The following is a 23916-nucleotide window of genomic DNA, read 5'->3' as shown; positions in this document are numbered from 1 at the left end:
TCGCTTCACTCGTTTAAAACTTTGGCCCGGTACTCTTTGATCACATCCCCGTACTCTTTCAGGAGAAACTCCCTCGTCACGGGCTCTCCATTGGGATGGTTTATTCCGGGACAGAATGAGTCCATTCTGACGTAGACTTCCATCTTCTTTCCGTTTCTCACGAAGATGAAGGGGTAAAGCCTGCAGGCCAGGGGACGGTGGGAGTATATCCTGCACCTCTTAGTATCGGGGTCAAGAAAGACGCAGGCGTCGTCAAAGGGTCTCTTCTTGAGGGCATAGCCGAGGAACTTGTCCCCCCTGTAGAAGAGCTTCTCGTAGTCCACAAACTCCCAGGCGTTGTAGCCCAGCTCTTCTATCCGGGCTATGTCCTCGTCGCGCAGGGGTATCTCAAGCACCTCACAGCACTTACCGCAGTTGTCGAGGCACTTGAACCTGAACTCCGGGTCGGCTCTGACCTCAAGGGTTTCGAGGTCTATAGTGGCCATCCAGCGCTTTTCCAACCCATCACCCCCGGTAGGTGCTTGCTATTAGCGTCTCCGTCATCTCAATGTCCTGTATGCGCCTGAGGACGTCATCGTGGAATCTGTCGAGCTCTCCTATGTCGGGAACCTCGACGCGAATCACTATGTCGTACTCCCCATACACCCTGTAGGCCTCCTTGACGCGGGGGTCTTCCCTGACCCGCTCGAAGACCTTCTCTTCGTTCCCGGGTTTAACAACTATAAGGACAAAGGCCTCCATCATACCCCAAACCCCCCGAAGTTGAAGTTCTTGGCCAGTCTGGCCAGTTTCCTCTTGTTCATGCCTTTAAACATCTTCTTCATCTGGTTGTACTGGTTCAAAAGCTCCCTTACTTCAGCCGTGCTCGTACCCGAACCCCGGGCTATGCGCTTTATCCTCGAATAGTTGATTATAGACGGGTTCTCAAGCTCCTCCTCGGTCATTGAATCCATTATCACCCTGTACCTCTTGAGCTTCTCCTCGCCGACCCTGACGGCATCCTCGGGCAGGGAGTAACCCAGGCCGGGTATCATTTGGAGTATCTGCTTCAACGGCCCCATCTTCTGCATTGCCTCCAGCTGGGCGTACATGTCCTTGAGGTTGAACTTACCCCGGAGGAACTTCTCCAGATCTTCCTCCCTGAACTCCTGCTGTTTCTGGAGCTCCTCTATCTTCTCAAGGAGTCCTTGAATGTCCCCGAGACCGAGAAGCCTTGAGACAAAGCGCTTCGGGTCAAATGGTTCAAGGTCATCTATTCTCTCGCCCGTTCCTATGAACTTTATAGGTGCCCCGGTAGCCGCGACAGCGGAGAGAGCACCCCCACCCTTCGCAGAACCGTCGAGTTTCGTGACTATTATCGAGCCTATTGGCGTTGCCTCTTTGAAGGCCATTGCTTGGTTGTAGGCCTGCTGGCCTATCGTGCCGTCTATGACGAGTATGACCTCATGGGGTTTTATGGCCTCACTTATCTGCCTCATCTCCTCTATGAGGCCCTTCTCCTCCTTGTGCCTTCCGGCGGAGTCAACGATGATGACGTCAACTCCCTTCTTCCTGAAGTACTCCACGCCCTCCCTGGCAAGCTTGACTGCATCCTTCTCCTGCGGGTCACCGAAGACCTCTATTCCATAGGGGTCGAGGAGCTGTTTCAACTGCTGGTAGGCACCCGGGCGCCACGTGTCGGAGCAGACAACGCCAACTTTGTAGCCCCTCTTCTGCAGGTAGCGGGCGAGCTTGGCGACGCTCGTGGTCTTTCCTGAGCCCTGAATGCCTACCGTGAGGATAACCGTGGGCTTTTCCTTTATCTCAAGGGGCTTCGCCTCGGTTCCAAGGAACTTAGTCAGCTCCTCGTAAACTATCTTTATTATGTGCTCCTTCTTCGAGACTCCGGCGGGAGGCTCTTCCTCAAGGGCCCTCTTCTGAATCGTCTTCGTGAGCTGAAGAACGAGCCTGACGTTAACATCCGCTTGTAAAAGGGCCCTCTGGATGTCCCTCACGACTTCCTTTATCGTCGCCTCGTCAACGGTGCTTGAGCGGGCGAGCTTCCTGAGGGCGTTGTTGAGGGCCTTCCCTAACCTTTCAAGTGCCATCTCACCACCCCTATTATGAGCGGTGGGAAGTTTATAAACGGTTGGGTGGTGGCTCTGAAAAGTCAATGTACTTATTTTTCCACTAAATTCCCCTCTAATCTCCTATTACATGCCATAAATGTTCATCAAAGGCCAAAGCCATCCTGCGGGCTCTTTTTGTGAGATTGGAGCTCTGAAAGGTTCATGAACGATAAAGTCGGAGCTACAAACCTTTTTAAGCATTTTATGGCTTATACTTGGGTTGGAGAGAATGAAAGGGGGTGAGAGAGATGATCTGGCCTATCGCAGTTTATGAGTATGCACTCACACGCGAGAAGAAGAGGAGGAGGGCGATCCCCGAGGAGCTTGAGTACGTCGAGATGCTTGAGTGAGCTCCTTTCAATTTTTTCTCGTCAATCGACGATATAATGTTTAACGAATGTCTATCAGAAAGGTTTTTATACAATGAAGTTGTATATCTAAATGGTGATGCCTATGTCAACTATACTTAAGCGTGACCCCGAGAAGTTTTTGAGGGAACTGCGCGTCCATTACGGTGATGTCTGGAGAGTTCCAGCCAGTAAATACCTTCTGAAGCCCGATTTTGTCGTTGTTGACCCCAAAACCGGGAAAAAGACAAAGGTCAGCTTCGTCTCCCTCGACGATGGGGAGGTTGTGGGGGTCGTTTACGACACCCTCGGCTGATTTCGTCTTTTGCCTTATCCCTTCTGTCTTTTGCCGGAAACCATAAATACCGCCTCTTCTTACCTGAAGTGGTGGGATTATGGCCCCGAACATTTACCGGGAAGTGCTCCGTTTAGCTGGGAGCATAGAAGACCCTTATCTCCGCGCGGTAACCTACGCGAGGATCGGTTATTACCTCTACCGCGCTAGGGAGCCCTCCTATAGGGAGGCCTTCGCGCGGGCTCTGAAAGCCGTTGCTTCCATTGAGAATCCCCTTTTTCTGGTCAAAGCTCTTATTGAAGTGGGAACGTTCTTCGCGAGGACTGGATCAAAAACCGCTGACAAAATCTTCCATCAGGCCTATGAGTCTATAAGGGCGTTTCCCCAGCCCCTGAAGGATGAACTCCTAGGAGAGCTTTCGCTCAGGCTTGTGGAGCTTGGAAAGGTCGTCGATGCCCAGTTCTACGCGACCGAAATAAGCAACCCAGTTAAGAGGAACGACGTCCTTCTGAAGGTTCTGTACGCCTACCTTCAGGCGGGCAACCTCAGAAAGGCCAAGGCACTGCTCAACTCTATAACAGAGGAACCCTGGCGCTCCATAGCATCTTTTGAAGTCCTTAAGGAGCACCTCAGGAGGGAAGAGTTCGGCAGTGCCATCAGGGTTCTCTCGGAGCTTGAAAGTGACTACTGGCTTGGGGAGGCCATGAAAACCGTGGCTAGCTACCTGAAGAGGTCGGACGTGCCTCCGGGAACCTACGAGAAGTTCGTTGATATGGCCCTCGGGATGCCGCCTGAAAGGCAGGAGGAAGTTCTGAAATCACTCCTCGTTGGCCTTGCGGTTCAGGGAGAGGTTGACTTCATACTGAGCGTCCTCAGGAGACTTGGTGAAGAGACCAGACGGAACCTGCTGGAGGCAATAGTTGTGGCGATAGCCGATCGCCCGGAAGTCCTCCTTGAGTTCCTCAAAAAGGGCCCCGGGAGGGAGGACCTTTACGCCAAGGTTATGGACGAGCTCCTTGGGAAGGAGCCGGATAGGGAGTACCTTGAGGTTGTAAAGTTCATCGGTGACAAAACGAGGAGTGAGAGAACCCTTGTAAAGGTCGTGAGATATCTCTCCAAGCTCGGCGAGTTCGAGAAGGCCTGGGAGCTGGCATCCAAGATAGAAGACCCGTATCTGCGCTCCTTGGCCTTTGGTGGAATAGCCGTTGAAAAGCTGAAGGGCAACGACATAGACGGGGCAATAGACGCGGCCCTTGAGGTGAGGGACAAGCGCTGGGGTTCATGGCTCCTCAGTGAGATACTCGCCAAAATCCTCGAACTCCAGACGGGTGAGGCCCTAAGCGAAGACCTTGAGAACAGGGCAAAGGAACACAGGGCACTCTGGGAGAGGGGCTAACGTTATTAAGCCTCCGCTCCCTCTTCTCTTGAGGTGATAAAATGCCTAGGATAGCCATAATTGGAGGCTCCGGTGTCTACGACCCAAAGCTTCTCCAGAACGTTAGGGAAGAGTTCGTGAGCACACCCTACGGAAAGGTCAGGGTCAAGGTTGGGGAATACGAAGGCGAGGAAGTGGTCTTTCTTGCCAGACACGGCGAAAAGCACGCGGTTCCGCCCCATAAGATAAACTACCGCGCCAACATCTGGGCGCTATATGAACTCGGCGTCGAGAGAATTCTCTCAACCTCAGCTGTCGGCTCCCTCAATCTGGACATGAAGCCTGGCGACTTTGTAGTCCTTGACCAGCTCATGGACTTCACAAAAACCAGGCACTACACATTCTACGACGGCGAGGAAAGCCCCCACGACAGGAAGTTCGTGGCTCATGTTGACTTCACGGAGCCGTACTGTCCCGAGCTCAGGAAGGCCCTCATCAGTTCGGCGAGGGAGCTGGGCTTCAGGTATCATCCAGCTGGAACCTACGCCTGCATGGAGGGTCCGCGCTTCGAGACGAGGGCAGAGATAAGGGCCTTAAAGATACTCGGTGCCGACGTCGTGGGAATGACCCAGTGTCCGGAGGCGGTTCTCGCGAGGGAGCTTGAGATGTGTTACGCCAGCGTTGCGATAGTGACCAACTTCGCGGCTGGAATAAGCAGGGAGAAGCTAACCCACAGAGAGGTCGTCGAACTCATGGCCCGGAAGGGCGAGGAAATCAAGCTCCTCCTCATGAAGGCCATCAAGTACATTCCGAGGGAAAGACGCTGTCCCTGCAAGGACGCCCTTAAGGGTGCAACGGGCGAATGAGCCTTTCCTTTAATTTGCTTACGTTCTGAACCAGAGGTTAAAGAAAGCGTTTAATACCCCCTGGCATAGTCCCTACGGTGGTATGGAGGATGAAGTACGACGTCGTGATAATAGGCGCGAGTGCCGGGGGAATAACGACCGCAATAGCTGCAAGGCGCTTTTACCCCGACAAGAGCGTCCTCGTTGTTAAGAAGGAAGAAATTGGCATGATACCCTGCGGAATTCCCTACGTCTTCGGAACCCTTGGGAGTGTTGAGGACGACGTCCTGCCTCTTGAGAGGTTTCTGGAGCCCCTCGGGGTGGACATCCTCACGGACGAGGTGGTGGAGGTAGACCCGAAGAGGAAGGTCATTAAGACTAGCTCGAGAAAGGAGATTGGCTGGGAGAAGCTTGTCATTGCAACTGGCTCAAAGCCGGTAAAGCCCGAGTTTCCGGGGAGCGACCTTGAAGGTGTTTACACGGTTCCCAAGGACTACCACTACCTCAAGGAGCTCCGCGAGAGGGTTGATGATGCTGAGAGGATAGTCATAATCGGCGGTGGCTTCATAGCCCTCGAAGTCGGGGACGAGATAAGGAAGCTTGGTAAGGATGTTACCATAGTGGTCAGGAGCAGGCTCCTGAGGAGCTCCTTTGACCCCGAGTTCAGTGAGATGGTCGAGGAGAGGCTTAAGGAGGAGGGGGTAAAGGTCGTTAAGGGCCAGCTTGAGCGCGTCCTCGGTGATGGAAAGGTTGAAGGCGTAAAACTCATAGACGGCAGGGAGCTTCCCGCCGACCTCGTGATATTCTCCATCGGCTACCGTCCCAACGTCGAGCTGGCTGTTAAGGCGGGTTTGAGGGTCACTCGCTACGGCATCTGGACGGATGAATACATGAGAACCTCCTGCCCGGACATCTTTGCCGTCGGCGACTGCGTTGAGCACCGCGACTTCTTCACGGGTAAGCCCTACCCCCTCATGCTGGCATCAACGGCGACATTTGAGGCGAGGATTGCCGGCGCGAACCTCTTCAAGCTCCAAATCGTGAGGGAGAACAGGAGAACCATAGGTGCCTACTCAACCCACGTGGCCGGGCTGACTTTAGCGGCGGCCGGACTTACCGAGGAAAAGGCTAGGGAGGAGGGCTTTGAGGTAATAGTCGGCTACGGAAAGGGGCCCGACAGGCATCCGGCGAAGTTCCCGGATACTTCTATGGTTACGGTGAAGCTCATATTCTCCCGCGACAGGGGTGCTATACTTGGTGCTCAGATAGCCGGCGGAAAGAGCGTTGGCGAGATGATAAACATCCTTGCCCTTGCCATACAGAAGAGGCTCACCGCGAGCGAGCTGTACACGTTGCAGATAGCGACCCATCCGCTCCTGACGGCTTCCCCTGTCGGCTACCAGATACTTCAGGCTGCTGAAGACGCACTGGCGAAGCTTAGAGCCGGCCCCTGATTTTTCTTTTCACTTTACCTGCGCTGAAGCTTTTGGAAAAAAGCTTGGCCAAAAATAACCCTTGTCACTCAAAAAGGGGCACAGATTAGTCGTGCACTAATCAAGTGCAACTTTAACGGGGGATTTAACACCAAACAAAGCCTTCTTAGTAGTTTCAGCTTTGTTTTTGGCACCCGAAGGGCGCTTTGGCAGTGAAACACTCACCAAAGGAGCAGGCGAGTAAAACCCCTTCAAAATCCGGACATTATAGAAAAGGGCATCTCATTTCCGCCAGCGCGAAACTTTGCAGGGCAAAGTTTCATCAAAAGTTTGTGATTCCTCGTTAATGTTACCCTTTCAAGGATTTCAAGTTAAGTTCACAGTGTTAATGAGTGGATTCTTGGGAGGGGCTTTTTCTTGAGGGGTTCACTCTCACTCCGCTCCTTCGGGGCGCTAAAAAGCTGAACCGGCTTGAAAAACGCTCCCGATAAAGAATTCACTCCTGAAGGGTGCTTTAAAGGAAAATCCGGCTATAATGAGCTCTAGAGAAGAATCACGAACCTTGATCAAACTTCGCGCAGGCAAACAAACTTTGCTCTGCAAAGTTTGATTAAAGAGTTCCTTTCTCGTGAGAATGCCGAACACCAAGCGTGCACTCTCTTTGCGACTCATTAGCAAGGGGGTTTGTTCCCAAAAGAATCCCTTCAAGCAAGTTTGCAGTTTACTCTAGCGTCCAAAGGACGCCTTGAGGAGAGCAAACACTCGAGAGATAGCGATTAATGAGTAAACCCCTTTGGAAATTAGTATTTCCAGAATAGCACGCAATCTTTCCGTCAACACTGAAGCTTTTAGAAAAAGCTTCACCAAAAGTTCGTGGTTCTTCTTAAACTGCCAGTTTAAGGGGGATTCCATGTCAAAAACGCTGGAATGAATCTTGAATTCTCCTTGTTAATTAGCTTTTTATTTGGAGTTCAACTTTAATCGACGCCCGGAGGGCGTCAAAGCGAAGGAACTCCTTGAGAGAGGGCCATAATTAAGGAATTCAAACCCAAAACAGCTCGTAAAAAGAAATCTCCTCGCGCTTTGGCATCACTAAAAGGAACCACGAACTTTGATGAAACTTTGCGCAGGCAAAGTTTCAATGGTGGGCCCGGGGGGCTTTGAACCCCCGACCACGCGGTTATGAGCCGCGCGCTCTGACCAGGCTGAGCTACGGGCCCGCCCTCTGGCGCCGCCGCCCGGATTCGAACCGGGGACCGCCGGATTAACAGTCCGGCGCTCTACCAGCTAAGCTACGGCGGCTCGACCCAATGAATGGGGGGTTGGGGGAATTTATAAATTTTGCGGTAAAGCCCGCGGAAAGATTTATAACTGCACTATCCTTCAATAAAGCGATGCCCCGGTAGCCTAGCCTGGCGGGGCGGCGGACTTGTAATCCGCCGGTCGCGGGTTCAAATCCCGCCCGGGGCTCCAGTCTATTCTCCCAGCAAGGTTTCCACGAGGGCGACAACCTGCTGGTGGACGGTTTCAACGTCGTCGAGGGCGTTCACTATTTTAATCTCCGGGAACATCTCGGCGAGCTTCAGGTAGTTTTCTCTGACCCTCTTCTGGAGCTCGAATATCTTGTCGAACTCGCTCTTTATCCTCCTGCTCCTGAGCCTTTTCATGCTCTCCCTCACGGGTAAATCAAGGAGCACCACCAGATCGGGCCTCACGGCGAAGCGGTTCAGGTCTATGAGCCACTCCAAGTCGAGCCCCCTGGCCCACTGATAGGCCAGCGAGGAGTAGAAGTACCTGTCAGATATCACGACCTTTCCTGCCTGCAGAGCCGGTCTTATCAGCTTGTCAACGTGCTCCGCCCTGTCGGCCGCGAAGAGGAGAGCCTCGGCCTCGTGGCTTATTTTAGCACCGTCTATTATGCCTTCCCTCCCGCCGGTGAGAACGAGCCTCCTTATGAGCTTTCCAAAGGCCGTATCCGTCGGCTCCTTCGTAAGGACGACCTCGTATCCCCTCTCCTCAAACCACTCCGCCAGAAGTCTGGCCTGCGTTGACTTGCCGGCACCGTCGATGCCCTCAAGCACTATGAACGTTCCCACCGATGACACCTCCCGAGTAGAGTGATGACAGCTATCCACCGAACCATTGTTTATAAGGTTGTTGAAAACAAAAAAGGTCAGAGGACGCTCTTCATATGGTCGAGGAGCTTCCAGATGCTTCCAAATTCCTTCTCCTCGCCCCTGTGGTGGAACTCGACGATTCCCTCCGGCCGGAACCTGAGGCCGAAGGTGTAGTCCCCCTTGGCCAGCTTGTGGAGGAATACCTCCTTGGGCTTGGGCGGGAGGTAGCTTGTCATCATGTCGTTCATCAGCTCGACCTCGAAGCCGAAGTGGTCGCTCATGCGCGGGAAGAAGAGCACCGCCGGCGTGTTCATGGCATCGACGAGGGCCTTACCCCCGACCTTGAAGTTGTAGTGCTTGAAGACTTCGTGGAGGAAGTCGTCCAGCGCGTTGGGATAATAGACCGTCGCACCTATGTCGTTGGGATGGGCCTCTATGAAGCTCCTGCTTTCTAGGATTGTCTCTATCTCCTCAACGTCTATCCCGCTGACGTAGACGCGGACGCCGTTGTAGTAATAGACGTAGGCCAGCGGGAGGCCCTTTCTGTGGGCGAAGTCTTTCAGGGCTATCAGCGGAATTAGGCGGACGTCCATTATTGTGGAGCCCGTGCTCACTATGCCCACTACCATTGCCCTCTTTCCGTACCTTGATATGGCCCTTCCGTCCCTTCCGACCACTATCGTGCCGTGGGAGACCGTTCCTATGGCCCTTCCGAGAAGGGCAAGCTCCTCGGGGTTAAACCTCTGGGAGTAGTACACCTCCACCTTCATCACCTCAGTCAGGGAGTACTATACTTTCCCTTCCAATCCTTGATTCAACCCAGATTTTGACGTTCGAGCCAATCTTGCTGAAATCCTCTATCAGGGTGTTATCCCCTATAACGCTTCCGGGCTGTATTATGACGCCCTTGCCTATGTGGACGTTTTCTCCTATTATCGCCTCCCTGATTTCGCTTCCTTCCTCTATGGTCGCCCCTGAGAAGATAACGGAGCGCTCAATTTTAACGTTTCTCCCTATCTTCACATCGTCTCCTATCACCGCAAACCCCCTGATCTCAGGCCTTCTCAGAATGCATCTCCTTCCCGTGAAGAGCGCCCCTCCGTATTCGAGGTTGCCCTTGAGGGTTTCGGTTTTTATCTGTGGTAAGATGAGTCTTCCGAGGAAGACGTCCTCCGTTGCTTGAAGGTAGCTGGAGGGCCTTCCAACGTCGTTCCAGTACTCGCTGAAAGGAAAGCCGTACAGGGGCAGGCTGTTCTCCAGCATTAGGGGAAAGAGGTCCTTTGAGAAGTCGAAGTTTTTCCCCTCCGGGACGAGGTCGAAGGTCTCTGGCTCAAAGACGTAGATGCCGGCGTTTACGAGGTTGCTGAATGCCTCCTCCGGCTTGGGCTTCTCCTTAAAACGGAGTATCCTTCCCTCACCGTCGATTATCGCTATTCCGTACTGGGTTGGGTCATCAACCCTCGACAGCGCTATTGTCGCCAGGGCACCCTTTTCCCTGTGGTACTCGTAGAGGGCCCTGAGGTCGAGGTTCGTGAGGACATCGCTCGAAACCACGAAGAAAGAATCATCCATGTGCTTTACAACCTTCCTTGTTGCCCCGGCAGTTCCCAGCTTTATGTTGTCCCCGTTGGAGTAGTGGATTTCAATTCCCCACCTGCTCCCGTCCCCGAAGTAGTCAATTATGCGCTCCTTCAAATAGCCGACCAGAACGTAAACCTCGTCAACTCCCGCCTTTATCAGGTTCTCAAGGGCGTACTCCATGAGGGGTCTGTTGAAGAAGGGTATCATTGGTTTGGGTCTATAGACAGTGAGCGGAAGTAACCTCGTTCCCCTTCCCCCGGCCAGAATCACTGCCTTCATACAGTGCACCATCTAAATTGTATGGAACGGCGTTAAAATACTTTACCCTGTTCATCGCTCCCCTATTGGAGACAGCGGTGGACTATATCAGCTCCAGCAACTATTTTAAGGCATCGGTCAACTGGTCTCGGAGGCGATACAATGGAACCCCTCGAAAGGCTTGAGAAGCTCCTCGACAAAGAGCAGTTCGAGAAGATAAAGGCCATAGACAACCCCGAGTTGCATGCTTTTCTGGCGGAGTGGATTGGATGGCTTGAACCCGAGAGGGTCTTCGTCTGCACCGACAGCGAGGAGGACGAGCAGTATGTCCGCTGGAAGGCCCTCTACTATGGAGAAGAGAAGATGCTCGAAACGCCGAACCACACCGTCCACTACGACAACTACTACGACCAAGCTCGGGACAAGGCCAACACCGCAACCCTTTTGCCGGGCGGAAAGAAGCTCCCCTACATCAACACCAAGGACAGGGACGAAGGCCTGAAGGAGATACGCGAGCTCATGAAGGGTATCATGAAGGGCAAGGAGCTCTTCGTCTGCTTCTTCGTTTTAGGGCCTAAAAACTCAATCTTCACGATTCCTGCCGTTCAGCTCACCGATTCCGCTTACGTTGCCCACTCCGAGTTCATCCTTTACAGGAAGGGCTACGAGGAGTTCAAGAGATTGGGGAGACAGGCTAGGTTCTTCCGCTTCGTTCACTCCGCCGGAGAGCTGGACGAGAGGAAGACGAGCAAGAACCTCGATAAGAGGAGGATATACATCGACCTTCAGGATGAGACTGTTTATTCAGTTAACACCCAGTACGGCGGGAACACGATAGGCCTCAAAAAGCTCGCCTTCCGCCTTACGATCAAGAGGGCCGTCGAGGAGGGCTGGCTCAGCGAGCACATGTTTCTAATGAGAGTGAACGGTCCACACGGCAGGAAGACCTACTTCACAGGGGCATACCCGAGCATGTGCGGAAAGACCTCAACTGCCATGATACCGTGGGAGAACATAGTCGGCGATGACCTGAGCTTCATCCTTCCGGTCAACGGAGTGGCCAGAGGAGCGAACGTAGAGAAGGGTGTCTTCGGCATAATCCAGGGAGTAAACCCGGAGGACGACCCTATAATCTGGCAGGTTCTCCACTCGCCGGTTGAGATAATCTTCTCGAACGTTCTGGTGAAGGACGGAAAGCCCTACTGGAACGACATGGGGATTGAGATTCCAGACGAGGGCGAAAACCACAGCGGAAAGTGGTGGAGAGGCAAGAAAGATGAAGAGGGCAACGAGATACCGCCCAGCCACAAGAACGCCCGCTTCACCGTTTCTCTTGAGCACTTCCCCAACGCCGATTTGGAGGCTCTGGAGAACCCCTGCGGTGTTGAAATTGGCGGAATGATATTCGGAGGAAGGGATGCCGACACATGGCCACCGGTTAGGGAGGCCTTCAACTGGGAGCACGGAGTCATAACGATGGGGGCTTCCCTTGAGAGCGAGACGACCGCGGCAACGCTCGGAAAGGAAGGGGTTAGGGCCTTCAACCCGATGGCCATCCTCGACTTCATGAGCGTCCACCTCGGTGACTACCTCCGGAACTACCTTGAGTTCGGCAGAAAGCTGAAGAAGGCCCCCAAGATATTCGCCGTCAACTACTTCCTCCGCGACAACGGACAGTGGCTTAACCACAAGCTGGACAAGGCGGTGTGGCTCAAGTGGATGGAGCTCAGGGTTCACAACGACGTCGATGCAATAGAGACCCCGATAGGTTACATTCCGAGGTACCGCGACCTCGTGAAGCTCTTCAAGGATGTCCTTGGCAAGGACTACACCAGGGAGGACTACGAGAAGCAGTTTATGATAAGGGTTCCCGAGTTGCTGGCCAAGATAGAGAGGATTGAGGGGATTTACCGCGAGAAGGTTGGAGATGTCCCGGAGGAGCTCTTCAGAGTTCTGGAGGAAGAGCGGAAGCGTCTGCTTGAGGCCAAGGAGAAGTACGGCGACTACATCAGTCCTTTTGCCCTTGAGGGCTCCTAACCTTCTCTTTCCTTTTCGTCACTCAACGATGGGAGAATTTTTAAAGGACGAAAACATTAGTATCACTACCAATGATACAGGGTGATCGAGATGGCCGAGAGCCTCCGTTGCACTCAGGATGAAATAAGAAAGAAGCTTCCGTATTCCCTGAAAGGACTTGCGGATTTGGCCTACAACTACTGGTGGAGCTGGAACAGAAGGGCCACGAAGCTCTGGGAGCGCATTGACCCGGAGCACTGGAGGGAGTACAAGAACCCGGTTAAGCTCCTCTTGGACACGCCCGGGGAGAGGTTTAAGGAGCTCCTCAGGGACGATGACTTCATGAACCTCTACGAGCTCGTTATGGAGCAGTTCGAGAGCTATATGAACCCCCAATCAACGTGGTTCTCCACCAACTATCCCAAGTGGGACAAGCCGATAGTCTACCTCTGCATGGAGTACGGCATAAGCAAGAGCCTCCCGATTTACTCCGGTGGCCTTGGAATCCTCGCAGGAGATCACGTCAAGACCGCGAGCGACCTCGGTCTTCCGTTTATAGCGATAGGCCTCCTCTACAAGCACGGCTACTTCAGGCAGGAGATAGACAGGAACGGAAGGCAGAGGGAGATATTCCCCGAGTACAGACCCGAGGAGATGCCCCTCAAGCCCGTCCTCGACAGGAACGGCAACAGACTCCTGATTGAGGTTCCAATAGAGGACAGGATTGTCTACGCGAGAGCCTTCGAGGTCAAGGTGGGGCGCGTGAGGATATACCTCCTCGACACCGACGTTCCCGAGAACGGCCCCGACGACAGGACTATCTGCGACTACCTTTACAACGCCGAGATGGACAAGAGGATAAAGCAGGAGATACTTCTCGGAATAGGTGGAATGAGGCTTCTCAAGGCCCTTGGAATTGAGCCCGGTGTCGTTCATCTCAATGAGGGGCACCCTGCCTTTGCGAATCTCCAGAGGATAGCCTGGCACATGGATGATGGTCTCAACTTCACCGAAGCCCTAAGTCTGGTGAGGGGGACAACTGTATTCACAACTCATACACCCGTTCCCGCTGGCCACGACAGGTTTCCGATTGAGGAAGTGAGGAAGAGGCTCTCAAAGTTCCTTGAGGGGAGAGAAGAACTCCTCGAACTCGGTCGCGAAGGAGATCAGCTCAACATGACTCTCTTGGCTATAAGAACTTCGAGCTACGTCAACGGTGTCAGCAAGCTCCACGCCGAGGTAAGCAAGAAAATGTGGAAGGACCTCTGGCCGGGGGTTCCGCTCAACGAGATACCCATCGAGGGCATAACCAACGGCGTCCACACGATGACTTGGGTGCACAACGAGATGCGCAAGCTCTTCGACCGCTACATAGGCAAGGTCTGGCGTGAGCACACCAACATCGAGGGTATCTGGTACGCCGTCGAGAGAATTCCTGATGAAGAACTCTGGGAGGCTCATCTAGAGGCCAAGAGACAGTTCATTGAACTCCTCAGGAGGAAGGCAATAGAGAGGAACGAGAGGTTAGGAATAGACGACCCGATACCCGCTATGGACGAGAACGCCCTCATAATAGGCTTCGCCAGGCGTTTCGCAACCTACAAGAGGGCAACTCTCATCCTGAGCGACCTCGAAAGGCTGAAGAAGATACTCAACAACCCGGAGAGACCTGTCTACATAGTCTTCGGAGGAAAGGCGCACCCGATGGATGAGGCCGGTAAGGAGTTCCTCCGGAGGGTTTATGAAGTCAGCCTTATGCCGGAGTTCAGGGGCAAGATATTCGTCATGGAGAACTACGACATGGGTAGCGCAAGGCTGATGGTTGCCGGCGTTGACGTCTGGCTCAACAACCCGCGCAGGCCACTTGAAGCGAGTGGAACGAGCGGTATGAAAGCTGGATTGAACGGTGTTCTAAACGTCAGCATCTACGACGGCTGGTGGGTTGAGGGCTACAACGGCAAGAACGGCTGGGTTATCGGTGAAGAAACGACCGAGCCCGAAACCGAGGCGGACGATGCAAAGGACGCAGAAAGCCTTTACAGACTCCTTGAGGAGGAGGTAATCCCAACCTACTATGAAAACAGGAGTCGCTGGATTTACATGATGAAGGAGAGCATAAAGAGCATAGCCCCGCGCTTCAGCACACACAGGATGGTCAAGGAATACATGGACAAGTTCTATTCAAAGGCAATGAGCAACCACATCTGGCTCACCAGGGACGACTACAGCGGGGCTAGGGAAATCGCCGCATGGAAGGACCGCGTTACCTCAGCGTGGCCGAAGGTCGAACTTAGGGGGGCAAGCGTCAAGGACGGCAAGCTTGAGGTCAGGGTTTACCTGGACAGCCTCAGGCCCGATGACGTGAAGGTGGAGCTCTACTACGGCGTCCGTGCTCGGGGATACGAGATAGAGAAGCCCCACATAGTTGAGCTTAGGCATCCGGAGCAGGCCGGGGAGAACGAATGGCTCTACACATACGAGGGCAGTGCCCTCAAGCACCTCGGCGACCCATGCTGGCACTACGCGGTGAGGATTCATCCGCACCACGAGAAGCTCCCGCACAAGTTCCTCTTAGGACTTGTCAAGTGGCTTGGTCTCGATTAGGCCCTTTAATTTTCTACTTGTTCCTATATGTATCAGACTTTTTTTGGTAGTGTGACTTTTGCACAGTTAAATTTTTTTACTTTGAACCCTAGACCCCCATGAAAAATCAAATTGGGTGATGGATATGGATGAAATGAAAAAGTGGACGCTGTACATAACGTTTCTCGTGGCGGGATTTGCCACGGGAATCGGGAGCATCGGTTTATTCCCTCAGTTCTGGCTGGAGTACGGTATGACAGGGCTGATAGTCCACGTGATTTTCCTGGCTTTGTTCGCATATCTGGCCATCCTTGAAACTGAGACCGTCATGAAGTCCGGTTACTACTTCGTCGAGCTGTTTCAGAAGGTTCTCAAGAAGCCGGCCATAGTCCTGACGTTCTTCATAGTAATCGTCATGTTTCTCTCATACTACACAGCCAACGTCATGCTGAGCTTGCTGTCACCTGTTCTGGGAACGGGAACGGTTGGGAGGCTAATAGCAAAGCTCCTAATGTTTGCCATTGTCTTCGTCATAATCACCCGTGCCAAGGAAAAGACCTTCGTGATAATGGCCGGTGGCTCGCTGCTGTTCGTCATAGCCGTTATCGTCACGACAATAGCATTCAAGGTTGTTATACCAGAGAACCCTGCTTATCTCAACACAGCCAAAAGTATGGTTTTTTCTTGGCCGGGGATTACCTTCAACATGATAAAGGACGCCGCCGTGAGGGCAATATACGGAGTGGGGCTTGGCTTCGCCTTCTATCTCATGCTCGGAAGCTTCCTCAACGAGCGCTTCAATGCAAAGCTCATAATCGGTTCCGGTATCTTCATTGAGTTCCTGATAAGCATCTTCTCAACTTTTATAGTGGTCTATTCGGTATCCCTCGCGACCGTTCAGAGACTGGCTGAGTACGCCTATGGCGGAGAGGAAGGTGCTATAAAATTCATGGGTGACCTGCCCACCATACTCTCTCACCACCCCCTGCTGCTCGCCCTTATAGCTACATCCATCTTCTTCGCCGGGCTTACAAGTATACTGCCCACGGCGGAGGTGGGCCTCCAGATTGTCGAGTCCACAATGAAGGTCTCAAGGGGTAAGGCGGCAACATACCTCACGGCCATCGCCCTCGGCCTTGGAATCCTCGACTCACCTCCGAGCATAGCGGACATGATGCTCAAAGCAGTGACGATATCAACGTTCTTTACAGCAATTTACGAGGCGTATCCAATCATAGCCGGCAAGGCTTCCGGTGTTGAGAAAGGTGTGGCGGTGTTTGCATCCCTTATCTTTGCAATAGCCGGCCTAGGAGCTTTCTACCTCTACGGCAAGATGGGCGGTGTTTACATACTCTCAGCAATACTGGCCGCGATAGTGGTGCTCTTTGGGCTCTTCGGAGACAGCCTTGTAAAGAAAGGGACAGAAGAAGGGACATGATTTACTTGTGGGCGAATATCGCCCGCACCTTTCCGTCTTTTACCTCGTCTATTCTAACGAAGCCGAAGCGCTCGAACTGGACTACATCGTCCACCTTAACGTCGGCGTCGCTCTCAAGGAGGCCATTTCTCACGATAAGCTCCTCCCCTTTGGGGATCCAGACTTCACAGGGCTTTCCCTCGGTTACCCAGTGCACCATCCTCCAGCGGTTTTCCTTGGCTATCTCGTACTCAACGCTGTGGAAGCGCGCCTTTACGCCTTCCTCCCCCACCTCAACTATCTCGACGTTGAAGAGGTCCTTGAGCCTTACGAAGTTGCCCGGTTTAAAGAGCTCCATGTCGTCCTTGGAAACGTAGACCGGCTTTCCGGGAACAAACTTGAGCTTCCTCATTCCCCTCTCGGGGTAATCCGGGTGGAGGGGTATCTCGGCAACAAGCTCCTCCCCATAACCTTCTATGTACATCGGAACCGGGTCGGCGACGAAGAAGTAGCGGTTGGCTATCGGCTCGATTATCCTTCTGTTTATTGCCGCGAGGTTGTCCCAGCTTATCGTCGTGTCGCTTCTCTTCAGACCAACTTCTATGATTAGCTCCCTTATCGCCTCTGGCTGTATTCCACGCCTTCTCAGGGCGCGAATCGTTCCTAACCTCGGGTCGTCCCAGCCAAGGTACTTGCCCTCCTTAATGCCTTTCCTCGTCTTTGACTTGCTGAGGATAACCCCTTCAATGCTGAGCCTGCCGTGGTGCACCGTTACCGGGTATTCCCAGCCAAAGTAATCGTAGATGTAGCGCTGTTTCGTTTCGTTCTCGGCGTGCTCCTGTCCGCGGAATATGTGGGTAACCCCTAACTCGTGGTCGTCTATCGCTGATGCAAAGTTGTACAGCGGCCAGACGCGGTACTTGTTGCCCGTCCTCGGGTGGTTGGGGTTGTCTATGATCCTCAACGCCGGCCAGTCCCTGACCGCTGGGTTCGGATGCTTGAGGTCGGTCTTTATCCTGACGACCGCTTCTCCTTCCCTGTACTCGCCGTTCAGCATCTTCCTCCAGCGTTCGAGCTGAACCTCAACTGGTTCGTCCCTGTGGGGACAGGCGATTCCTTTATCCCTAAGCTCGCGGAACTTCTCCGGCGGACAGGTGCAGACGTAGGCCTTGCCCATCTTAATCAGCTTCTCGGCGTAGGAGTAGTAGAGTTCAAGCCTGTCGCTTGCTATGTGGATTTCGTCAATCTTGAAGCCGAGCCACTCCAGGTCTTCCTTAATCCAGTCATAGAAGATGGGCTCAGGCCTCTTGACTTTAGGGTCTGTGTCGTCAAAGCGGAGGATGAACTTGCCGTCGTAGAGTCTCGCGTACTCGTGGCTTAGAATAGCCGCTCTGGCGTTACCGAGGTGGAAAGCTCCATCCGGATTCGGGGCGAAGCGCGTGATGACTTTCCCCTTCTCGGCCTTTGGAAGCGGTGGGAGGCCCTTCTTCTCCTTCTTGGCCTTCTTCTCCTCAAAGAACTCGGGATAAAGCTCCTTCAGCTTCGCCTTCTGCTCCTCAAGGCTGAGGGAGTTCACCTTCTCGACAATCTCGTTCACGAGGGGGATTATCTCCCTGGCCTTTGGCCTCAGCTCGGGGTTTTCACCGAGAACCTTTCCGATGACCGCCTTCGGGTTTGCCTTTCCCTTGTGGGTGTAAGCGTTAACCAGGGCGTACTTCCAGATGAGCGTCTCAACTTCCATTTCCACCACCGGGAAAAGAAGAGGCGGGAAAGTTATAAAGGTTAGTCCCTGGGAATTGCTCCCTCCTCACGGACACCCCATAACCCAGAACCACAAGAAAATCATGAAGGAAAAGAAGGAAGTCACTCCGCGAAGGTGATTATCTTGAGGTGGACGGGCCTTCTAACAACGTTGTACTTCCTCGCGCCGACGAGGTAGCGGACGCCGGTCTCGCTGACCGTGTCTATGAGCCTCTGGGTTATCACGCCGTTGAAGACGACTGCGTAGACGTCCTTGCGCTCCTTGAGCTGGTTGGTAAGTTCCCTCACCGGTATCTCCGCTACGACGTTCTTGTTCTCGTCGAGGAGCAGAGCAACGCCGTCCTTCTTGACGCGCTCTATGAACTCCGAGAACTCCTCAAGCTCCGGGCTCGCCGACTTCTCTATGGGCTTAACGATTTTCTCGACCTTCGGCTCGGGCTTTACCTCGGGCTTGACCCTGTGCTCCATCCTCTGGGGCTGAACCTGAGGCTGGGGCTTCTCGCTTTTCTCCTCCGAGCGCTCCTTTATGAGCTCGTAGAAGCTCTTCCCCTTGTTGAACATCTCGTTAATGACCTGCTCTGCCGGAACCTTGCTCCTTAAGGCCTTCACTATCTCCTTCTTGGTCAGTTCTTCGACCTCTTTCCCCTCTGGTGCCCTTGCAACGTAGTCCACATCGGCAACTTGGAGGAGCTCCTTTAGGATCAGCTCCCCGCCGCGGTCGCCGTCGGTGAACGCTGTAACAATCCTCTCCTTGCTGAGTTTGATTATGGTCTCTGGAATCGAGGTTCCCTCGACGGCAATGGCGTTCTTTATGCCGTGCTTGAGCAGGTTGAGGACATCCGCCCTGCCCTCAACGACTATGATTGAGTCGGAGAACGGCACGTGAGGCCCGGCTGGAAGCTTTTCTGGCCCGTATTCGATGAGTTCCTTAGCTCTAACGGCCTTCTTGACCTCCTCCGTGAGCTCCTGGGTCTCGGGTATCTCCTGCTCCATAAGGGTCTCAAGTATCTCCTTGGCCCTCTCGATTATGTACTTCCTCTTAGTTGCCCTCACATCTTCGATGCGGAGAACCCTTATCTTCGCCTCGGCCGGCCCAACGCGGTCAATAGTTTCCAGAGCCGCCGCGAGTATTGCCGTCTCGACCCTGTCGAGGCTTGACGGGACTGTAATGGTTCCGTAGGTCTTCCCGGCCTTGTTGTGAACCTCAACCCTTATCCTACCAATCCTTCCGGTCTTCTGGAGCTCCCTCAGGTCGAGGTCGTCCCCGAGAAGACCCTCGGTCTGGCCGAAGATGGCCCCGACGACGTCGGGCCTTTCCACAACACCGTTAGCCTCAAACTCTGCGTAGATAACGTATTTGGTCGTTCCGAATTCGTCCTTTCCAGACATGAAACCACCCTCTTTAGCCTTTTTTCGCTTTTCAGCCAAAACGTGCTGAAGCACTGCCTTTTTCCTCTTCATTGAATCCCCTCCCTCCGGGGGTCAGAAACGGAGACCTTAAGGTAGAGTTCGTAAAGGTCTTCCACACCCTTGACGTCCTTCTTTACGAGCCTTCTGAGCTCCTTCCATGTCTTTACGTCCACCCTGCAGGGGTAGCCCTCAAGGTACCTGAGGAGCTTTTTTGCAAGCTCCTCGCCCTTCCTGTCGAAGTCCGTGAGTATCATGACGTCCCGATGTGATGAGGCAATGAGCGCCACCTCGGCCAAGGGCAGGCGTGAGAGCCTTATTATCTCCGCCCTGACCCCCAGGTTTCTCAGGGCCACCTCGTCTCGCATGCCCTCCACGATGAGGGCACCTTCAAACTCTCGCAGTTCGTCTATAATCTGCAGGAATCTTTTATAGTTTTCGGCGTACATTTCACTTTCATGCTGAAGTAATGAACCGGATTATAAGTCTTTGGGTCATGGCCTGAGGCTCCACCAGAGCCTGTAGTTACTCCTCTTTCCAGCGTATACTGCCAGAAGAGTTCCCAGAATGGGCAACGCCCAGAGTATTACCGACTTCCAGCCGGTAGCGTTCGTTTTGACGCCTATGGCTATTGCAAGGGCGAAGCCGAGGAGGAAGCCTATGAAGGCGTAGAGCATGAGAGCCCCAAGCCTTGGCTTAAAGCTCAGGGCGTAAACCCCGAGGAAGACTGCAGCCAGAGAAAGCGCACCCACTGCGTCCCCTTTCAGAACGTAATACGCTCCGGCGGTAATCAGGATGAGGGCGATAACTGCAACATCCCTCATACGACCACCGGATTCAGTAAGGTGAAGGGCGTTAAAACCTTTGCTCAGCAGGTCTCTCTTATCTTTCCGTGGTAGCTCATAGGCTCCTCGTAGAACTCCTCGATGAGCTTCTGGAGTCTCGTTGAGAGCTCAATCTGTTTTCCCCATGAACCTTCAATCTTCCCCTTTGCAGCCATCCTGCCGAGGAACTTCTTCATCTCGTCGCTCAGGGGTGAGGGCTTACACCTCGCCCAGGGAGTCCCTGGCAGGGGCATGAAGTAGTGCGCCCTCACCTTCCCGCCCTTCCTCATAATCCACTTCATGAGCTCGATGCTCTTCCTCTGGCTTTCAACGCTCTCGTTGGGCAGGCCGACTATGAAGTCAACCACAGGCTCGAAGCCGTATTCGACCATGTATTCCACTGCCCTCATGACGTGTTCAACTTTGTGAAGCCTGTGCATGGCCTTGAGCATCTCATCGTCCCCGCTCTGGGCACCTATGGCCAAGCGCCTGTTGTCGGCGTAGTCGATAAGCAACTCCAGCGTCTCTGGAAGGGCGAACTCGGGCCTCACTTCACTCGGGAAGGTGCCGTAGAAGAGCCTCCTCCCCTCTTTTCTGAGGGGTTGAAGGGCCTTGAGGAGGGCCTCAAGCTTGTCCAGCCTGAGTATTGCCCCCGGCGAGCCGTAGGCGAAGGCGTTTGGAGTTATGTAGCGCATATCTTTCATCCTGCGCGAATACCTCACTATCTGGTCTATCGGCCTGTGCCTCATGCGGAAGCCCTTGATGTAGGGTGTCTGGCAGTAGTAACAGCGGAAGGGACAGCCCCTGCTTATCTCGATTGGGGAAATCAGGCGGACGCTTTCCGGGTAGGGCGGAAACCTCCAGAAGTCCTCGACTTTGGCGAAGCCGGTAAAGGTGAACTCGCCGTTGAGGTAGAAGGCGAGCCCCCTTATGCTCGCCAGCTCTTTTGTTATTTTGTAGTCCTTTTTCTTGAGAGCGGTCAGAAGCTGGTAGAGAACTTCCTCACCCTCGCCGATGACCGCTATATCGAAGCCGAGCTTTAGCGTGTGCTTCGGCATCGCTATCGCGTGGTAGCCACCCGCTATCAAGAGCGCCCCCCTCTCCTTCAGGAGCTTTACTTCCCGTGGCAGGTTCCCCCATATCTCCTCCGTGAAGAAGGAGTATAGGACAACCTTTGGCCTCGCCTTCAAAATCTCGTTGAAGTCCTTTGTTATCAGCAGTTCACCGAGGTCAAAGCCCTGGCTCTCAAGGGCACCGAGGAGGTGGACGAATGCGTTGTGGTTGCGCTTTGTCATTCTGACCGCTATCTCGGGCATGGTCGGCACTTGAAGAAGAACTTTAAAACCGTAACGGGACAAAAACGGGGAGAAAAGCCAAAGGCCATCAGGCCTTGATGGCAAGCTTTATGTCCTCGGCCTTGACGGTCTTCCTGCCGGCGTGCCTGGCGAACTCAACGGCCTTCTTGCTGAGCTCGATGGCGTACTCCTCAAGGTACTCGGCGAGGACCTTGGCTGCCTCCTCGCTGACCCTCTCGGCGCCGGCCTTCCTTATAAGCCTGTCAACCGGGGCAATCGGGAGCTCGGCCATTCACAACACCTCCTTAAGGTTTTCTTCGGTATTCTTTAGATGAACGGAGGTATATAAAACTTTCGGTAACTAAGCCCTCTCAACCGTCCAAACTGCCAGTGAACCTTAAAGTACATTCCGTTTGCCCCGGAAGAGGTCCACCCAACCGGATACACCAGCAAAGTTCTCGACAATTGTTTAAATCTCAAAAGGAGGCCCCACCTAGATGGGCTCTTCTAGGAGGTTCAGCCGGGTTGCCGTTGTGGATGTTGTTCCTAGCTTGGAGTATTGGCTGGTAATTCACTACCGGCGCGATTTCCTCCTAGAAAACGCAATATGAGCACTTCCCTGATAGTTTCCCCTGTAGGGATTGCGGGCCGGCCCCTCAAGTCTCACGAAGGCAATCTGCACAAACCTCTCCCCGTATTCCAGATCAACGGCCTCGTGGGAGGCATTGTAAATGCCCAAGGTTAGCTTCCCGTCCCAGCCCGGGTCAACCCACGCGAAGGAGCCCAGCAAACCTTCCCGGGCCAAACTGCTCCTCAGTTTCATGTCCCCCATGACGCCATCGGGAAGCTTTACCCTCTCAAGGGTGAGGATGAGAGCGTATGAACCCGGCGGTATGGTGACCTTCCCTTCCCCCTTAACGTCCACGAGCTTTCCTTCCACGTAGGCTTCATCGCCAACGCGGAGGTCGTAGCCGGCCGGCTGTAGCGACTCCTCCGAGAACGGCTCTATCAGTATTCCCTTCCTTATTTTCCAGTCCGGCAGTATCATTTAGCACCACCGAAAGAGCTATAATCCGGGTAAATAAAAACCCACTGGCCTGTGATGGGCTGTGCTGAAGGCCACCACTCCTGAGGCATCGCGGGCCGGTGGCCTAGTGGATAGGGCGTCGGCCTTCGGAGCCGAAGGTCGCGGGTTCGAATCCCGCCCGGCCCGCCATTTACTGGAGCCTCTTGACTGCCCAGTTGTAGAGGAGCACCGCTATCAGGAACATTGCTAGAGAGCTTACGGACAGCCACACGATATCTGGCAGGATTTCTGCGGGAGCCCTGTGGTAGATTTCCAAGAGTCTTAGGTCCTTGACTGCTGTGCCGAGCGGGAAGTAGTCCGCTATCGGCCTCGCCCACCCGGGCAGTATGCTTTCGGGAATGACTATGGCAGCTAAGAAAAGCAGGGGCATCGAGATCAGGTTCACGAGGGCGTTCGTTGCCTTCATGCTCCTCGTTCCCATCGCTATTGCCAGCCCAAGGCTCATCGAGAAGACCGCTGAAAGAGCTATTATGAGCCATCCCGTGGGGCCCGGGAAGACAGTCTCCTTAAATACTGCCTTGGAGTAGCCTATCCCTATCAGTATGCTCGCCGTTATCACAATGAAGGTCGAGAGCATCTTTCCAATCAGAAAGTCCCAGGCGGTGGCAGGTGAGGCGGCGATCCTCCTCAGCGTTCCCTTCTCGATCTCCTCGAAGAGCAGGTTCGAAACCGTCAGCATCGTGGCGAAGAGGAACTGGATGCCTATGAAGCTCGTCACGTAGAACTTTATCGGTGAGGGCCTCTCACCCGTAACGGCCTCCTCCCTGAGGTCTATTGGGTCCATCATCCCCACAAGGTAGGCCCTTACCATGAAAGGCGAGAAGTTTGCGGAAATGTTCTTTGGCAGATAAACTTCAACGTATCTGAGGGTGATGTTGAGCTTTCTGTATGTCATCTCCCTCTCGAACTCCGAGAAGAAGCCCTTAACGACACCGCTTACTATCTGGTACTTCTGGGGGTCGCTCCTGTCAAAGTAGGCGTAGACCTTCCCTTGTAAACCACTGCTCACGTTTCTGCCGAATCCCCTTGGGAAAACCAACAGAACGTCAATCCTGCCTGCCTTTACCGCCTCCAGTCCGGCGCTCTCGTCTGGATACCTGGTTATGCGGAATACCTTCTGGCCGTCAACGCTCACGTTCTCCATTATGCCGATCAGCGTTGACGCGG

General features: G+C 53.7%; 21 protein-coding genes and 4 tRNA genes. 9 read left to right on the top strand and 16 right to left on the bottom strand.

What is annotated here, in order from left to right:
• Positions 1–5 precede the first annotated feature (5 nt).
• The 3 genes from MVC73_RS07940 to MVC73_RS07930 are packed head-to-tail and all read right to left on the bottom strand — an operon-like array spanning position 6 to position 2087.
• Positions 6–500 carry a YkgJ family cysteine cluster protein gene (locus tag MVC73_RS07940; RefSeq protein WP_297509387.1) on the bottom strand — a complete coding sequence of 165 codons (495 nt, stop codon included), beginning with the start codon at positions 498–500 and terminating at the stop codon, positions 6–8.
• A 4-nt stretch (positions 501–504) separates the two neighbouring features.
• Positions 505–744, bottom strand: a complete 240-nt coding sequence (locus tag MVC73_RS07935; RefSeq protein WP_297509385.1) for an Lrp/AsnC ligand binding domain-containing protein — start codon at positions 742–744, stop codon at positions 505–507.
• Positions 741–2087, bottom strand: coding sequence for a signal recognition particle protein Srp54 (locus MVC73_RS07930; RefSeq protein WP_297509382.1), 1347 nt, complete (start codon positions 2085–2087; stop codon positions 741–743). Before MVC73_RS07930 ends, MVC73_RS07935 begins: the two co-directional genes overlap by 4 nt.
• Positions 2088–2561: 474 nt before the next feature.
• Here MVC73_RS07930 and MVC73_RS07925 point away from each other — a divergent pair, with 474 nt between their 5' ends.
• The 4 genes from MVC73_RS07925 to MVC73_RS07910 all read left to right on the top strand — a co-directional run bounded on the left by MVC73_RS07925 (position 2562) and on the right by MVC73_RS07910 (position 6424).
• Complete coding sequence (locus MVC73_RS07925; protein ID WP_297509601.1) at positions 2562–2771, top strand: hypothetical protein; 210 nt, start codon at positions 2562–2564, stop codon at positions 2769–2771.
• A gap of 79 nt (positions 2772–2850) precedes the next feature.
• Positions 2851–4146, top strand: coding sequence for a hypothetical protein (locus tag MVC73_RS07920; RefSeq protein WP_297509379.1), 1296 nt, complete (start codon positions 2851–2853; stop codon positions 4144–4146).
• A gap of 41 nt (positions 4147–4187) precedes the next feature.
• The gene (gene mtnP / locus MVC73_RS07915; RefSeq protein ID WP_297509376.1) at positions 4188–4991 is read left to right on the top strand and encodes an S-methyl-5'-thioadenosine phosphorylase; all 804 of its coding nucleotides are present in this window, start codon (positions 4188–4190) and stop codon (positions 4989–4991) included.
• 77 nt (positions 4992–5068) lie between these two features.
• Positions 5069–6424: an FAD-dependent oxidoreductase gene (locus MVC73_RS07910; RefSeq protein WP_297509373.1), complete on the top strand. Its 1356-nt coding sequence runs from the start codon at positions 5069–5071 to the stop codon at positions 6422–6424.
• 1121 nt (positions 6425–7545) lie between these two features.
• Here the strand turns inward: MVC73_RS07910 and MVC73_RS07905 are convergent.
• Both MVC73_RS07905 and MVC73_RS07900 read right to left on the bottom strand, forming a co-directional pair.
• Positions 7546–7623: transfer RNA gene (locus tag MVC73_RS07905), tRNA-Ile, on the bottom strand.
• A 6-nt stretch (positions 7624–7629) separates the two neighbouring features.
• Positions 7630–7705 (bottom strand) — tRNA-Asn (locus MVC73_RS07900).
• Between the two features lie 94 nt (positions 7706–7799).
• On the opposite strand from MVC73_RS07900, the gene MVC73_RS07895 reads away from it, so the two are divergent.
• Positions 7800–7876, top strand: a tRNA-Thr gene (locus MVC73_RS07895).
• Positions 7877–7878: 2 nt separating this feature from the next.
• Here the strand turns inward: MVC73_RS07895 and tmk are convergent.
• From tmk to MVC73_RS07880, 3 genes are all read right to left on the bottom strand, one after another.
• Complete coding sequence (gene tmk, locus MVC73_RS07890; RefSeq protein WP_297509370.1) at positions 7879–8499, bottom strand: dTMP kinase; 621 nt, start codon at positions 8497–8499, stop codon at positions 7879–7881.
• Between the two features lie 77 nt (positions 8500–8576).
• Complete coding sequence (locus tag MVC73_RS07885) at positions 8577–9284, bottom strand: phospho-sugar mutase (protein ID WP_297509598.1); 708 nt, start codon at positions 9282–9284, stop codon at positions 8577–8579.
• Positions 9285–9294: 10 nt separating this feature from the next.
• Entirely contained in the window at positions 9295–10380 is a 1086-nt protein-coding gene (locus MVC73_RS07880; RefSeq protein ID WP_297509594.1) for an NDP-sugar synthase, read from the bottom strand.
• Positions 10381–10521: 141 nt separating this feature from the next.
• Between MVC73_RS07880 and MVC73_RS07875 the strand changes: the two genes are divergently transcribed.
• From MVC73_RS07875 to MVC73_RS07865, 3 genes are all read left to right on the top strand, one after another.
• A complete protein-coding gene (locus MVC73_RS07875) occupies positions 10522–12396 on the top strand; it encodes a phosphoenolpyruvate carboxykinase (GTP) (protein WP_297509367.1) in 1875 nt (624 codons plus the stop codon).
• A 90-nt stretch (positions 12397–12486) separates the two neighbouring features.
• On the top strand, positions 12487–14979 hold the full coding sequence (malP, locus tag MVC73_RS07870) for a maltodextrin phosphorylase (protein ID WP_297509364.1): 2493 nt from the start codon (positions 12487–12489) through the stop codon (positions 14977–14979).
• A gap of 124 nt (positions 14980–15103) precedes the next feature.
• The gene (locus MVC73_RS07865) at positions 15104–16396 is read left to right on the top strand and encodes a sodium-dependent transporter (RefSeq protein ID WP_297509361.1); all 1293 of its coding nucleotides are present in this window, start codon (positions 15104–15106) and stop codon (positions 16394–16396) included.
• Position 16397: 1 nt separating this feature from the next.
• On the opposite strand, the gene MVC73_RS07860 is transcribed toward MVC73_RS07865, so the two are convergent.
• From MVC73_RS07860 to dcd, 7 genes are all read right to left on the bottom strand, one after another.
• On the bottom strand, positions 16398–18116 hold the full coding sequence (locus MVC73_RS07860; RefSeq protein WP_297509591.1) for a glutamate--tRNA ligase: 1719 nt from the start codon (positions 18114–18116) through the stop codon (positions 16398–16400).
• A 122-nt stretch (positions 18117–18238) separates the two neighbouring features.
• On the bottom strand, positions 18239–19597 hold the full coding sequence (gene dnaG / locus MVC73_RS07855; RefSeq protein ID WP_297509341.1) for a DNA primase DnaG: 1359 nt from the start codon (positions 19595–19597) through the stop codon (positions 18239–18241).
• Entirely contained in the window at positions 19594–19992 is a 399-nt protein-coding gene (locus MVC73_RS07850) for a toprim domain-containing protein (protein WP_297509338.1), read from the bottom strand. Before MVC73_RS07850 ends, dnaG begins: the two co-directional genes overlap by 4 nt.
• Before the next feature lie 45 nt (positions 19993–20037).
• Complete coding sequence (locus MVC73_RS07845; RefSeq protein ID WP_297509335.1) at positions 20038–20367, bottom strand: hypothetical protein; 330 nt, start codon at positions 20365–20367, stop codon at positions 20038–20040.
• A gap of 44 nt (positions 20368–20411) precedes the next feature.
• Positions 20412–21683: a TIGR04013 family B12-binding domain/radical SAM domain-containing protein gene (locus tag MVC73_RS07840; protein ID WP_297509332.1), complete on the bottom strand. Its 1272-nt coding sequence runs from the start codon at positions 21681–21683 to the stop codon at positions 20412–20414.
• A gap of 67 nt (positions 21684–21750) precedes the next feature.
• Entirely contained in the window at positions 21751–21954 is a 204-nt protein-coding gene (hpkA, locus tag MVC73_RS07835) for an archaeal histone HpkA (RefSeq protein WP_297509329.1), read from the bottom strand.
• Positions 21955–22236: 282 nt separating this feature from the next.
• Positions 22237–22710, bottom strand: a complete 474-nt coding sequence (gene dcd, locus MVC73_RS07830) for a dCTP deaminase (protein WP_297509325.1) — start codon at positions 22708–22710, stop codon at positions 22237–22239.
• A gap of 92 nt (positions 22711–22802) precedes the next feature.
• On the opposite strand from dcd, the gene MVC73_RS07825 reads away from it, so the two are divergent.
• Positions 22803–22878: transfer RNA gene (locus MVC73_RS07825), tRNA-Arg, on the top strand.
• Between the two features lies 1 nt (position 22879).
• On the opposite strand, the gene MVC73_RS07820 is transcribed toward MVC73_RS07825, so the two are convergent.
• On the bottom strand, positions 22880–23916 hold a 1037-nt coding region (locus MVC73_RS07820), incomplete at its 5' end, for an ABC transporter permease (protein ID WP_297509323.1).

This window comes from Thermococcus sp. (assembly GCF_027052235.1).
Taxonomy (GTDB): domain Archaea; phylum Methanobacteriota_B; class Thermococci; order Thermococcales; family Thermococcaceae; genus Thermococcus.
Note: the sequence above shows the minus strand (reverse complement) of the source record. Positions and strands in the feature narration are given on the sequence as shown.

Excerpts from the sequence above, each read along its gene's own strand:
- dnaG (WP_297509341.1), bottom strand. The coding sequence starts at position 19,597 with ATGAAGAGGAAAAAGGCAGTGCTTCAGCACGTTTTGGCTGAAAAGCGA.
- dcd (WP_297509325.1), bottom strand. The coding sequence starts at position 22,710 with ATGATACTGCCGGACTGGAAAATAAGGAAGGGAATACTGATAGAGCCG.
- MVC73_RS07840 (WP_297509332.1), bottom strand. The coding sequence starts at position 21,683 with ATGCCCGAGATAGCGGTCAGAATGACAAAGCGCAACCACAACGCATTC.
- MVC73_RS07935 (WP_297509385.1), bottom strand. The coding sequence starts at position 744 with ATGATGGAGGCCTTTGTCCTTATAGTTGTTAAACCCGGGAACGAAGAG.
- hpkA (WP_297509329.1), bottom strand. The coding sequence starts at position 21,954 with ATGGCCGAGCTCCCGATTGCCCCGGTTGACAGGCTTATAAGGAAGGCC.
- MVC73_RS07920 (WP_297509379.1), top strand. The coding sequence starts at position 2,851 with ATGGCCCCGAACATTTACCGGGAAGTGCTCCGTTTAGCTGGGAGCATA.
- MVC73_RS07865 (WP_297509361.1), top strand. The coding sequence starts at position 15,104 with ATGGATGAAATGAAAAAGTGGACGCTGTACATAACGTTTCTCGTGGCG.
- mtnP (WP_297509376.1), top strand. The coding sequence starts at position 4,188 with ATGCCTAGGATAGCCATAATTGGAGGCTCCGGTGTCTACGACCCAAAG.
- MVC73_RS07845 (WP_297509335.1), bottom strand. The coding sequence starts at position 20,367 with ATGAGGGATGTTGCAGTTATCGCCCTCATCCTGATTACCGCCGGAGCG.
- MVC73_RS07880 (WP_297509594.1), bottom strand. The coding sequence starts at position 10,380 with ATGAAGGCAGTGATTCTGGCCGGGGGAAGGGGAACGAGGTTACTTCCG.
- malP (WP_297509364.1), top strand. The coding sequence starts at position 12,487 with ATGGCCGAGAGCCTCCGTTGCACTCAGGATGAAATAAGAAAGAAGCTT.
- MVC73_RS07930 (WP_297509382.1), bottom strand. The coding sequence starts at position 2,087 with ATGGCACTTGAAAGGTTAGGGAAGGCCCTCAACAACGCCCTCAGGAAG.
- MVC73_RS07925 (WP_297509601.1), top strand. The coding sequence starts at position 2,562 with ATGTCAACTATACTTAAGCGTGACCCCGAGAAGTTTTTGAGGGAACTG.
- MVC73_RS07850 (WP_297509338.1), bottom strand. The coding sequence starts at position 19,992 with ATGTACGCCGAAAACTATAAAAGATTCCTGCAGATTATAGACGAACTG.
- MVC73_RS07875 (WP_297509367.1), top strand. The coding sequence starts at position 10,522 with ATGGAACCCCTCGAAAGGCTTGAGAAGCTCCTCGACAAAGAGCAGTTC.
- MVC73_RS07860 (WP_297509591.1), bottom strand. The coding sequence starts at position 18,116 with ATGGAAGTTGAGACGCTCATCTGGAAGTACGCCCTGGTTAACGCTTAC.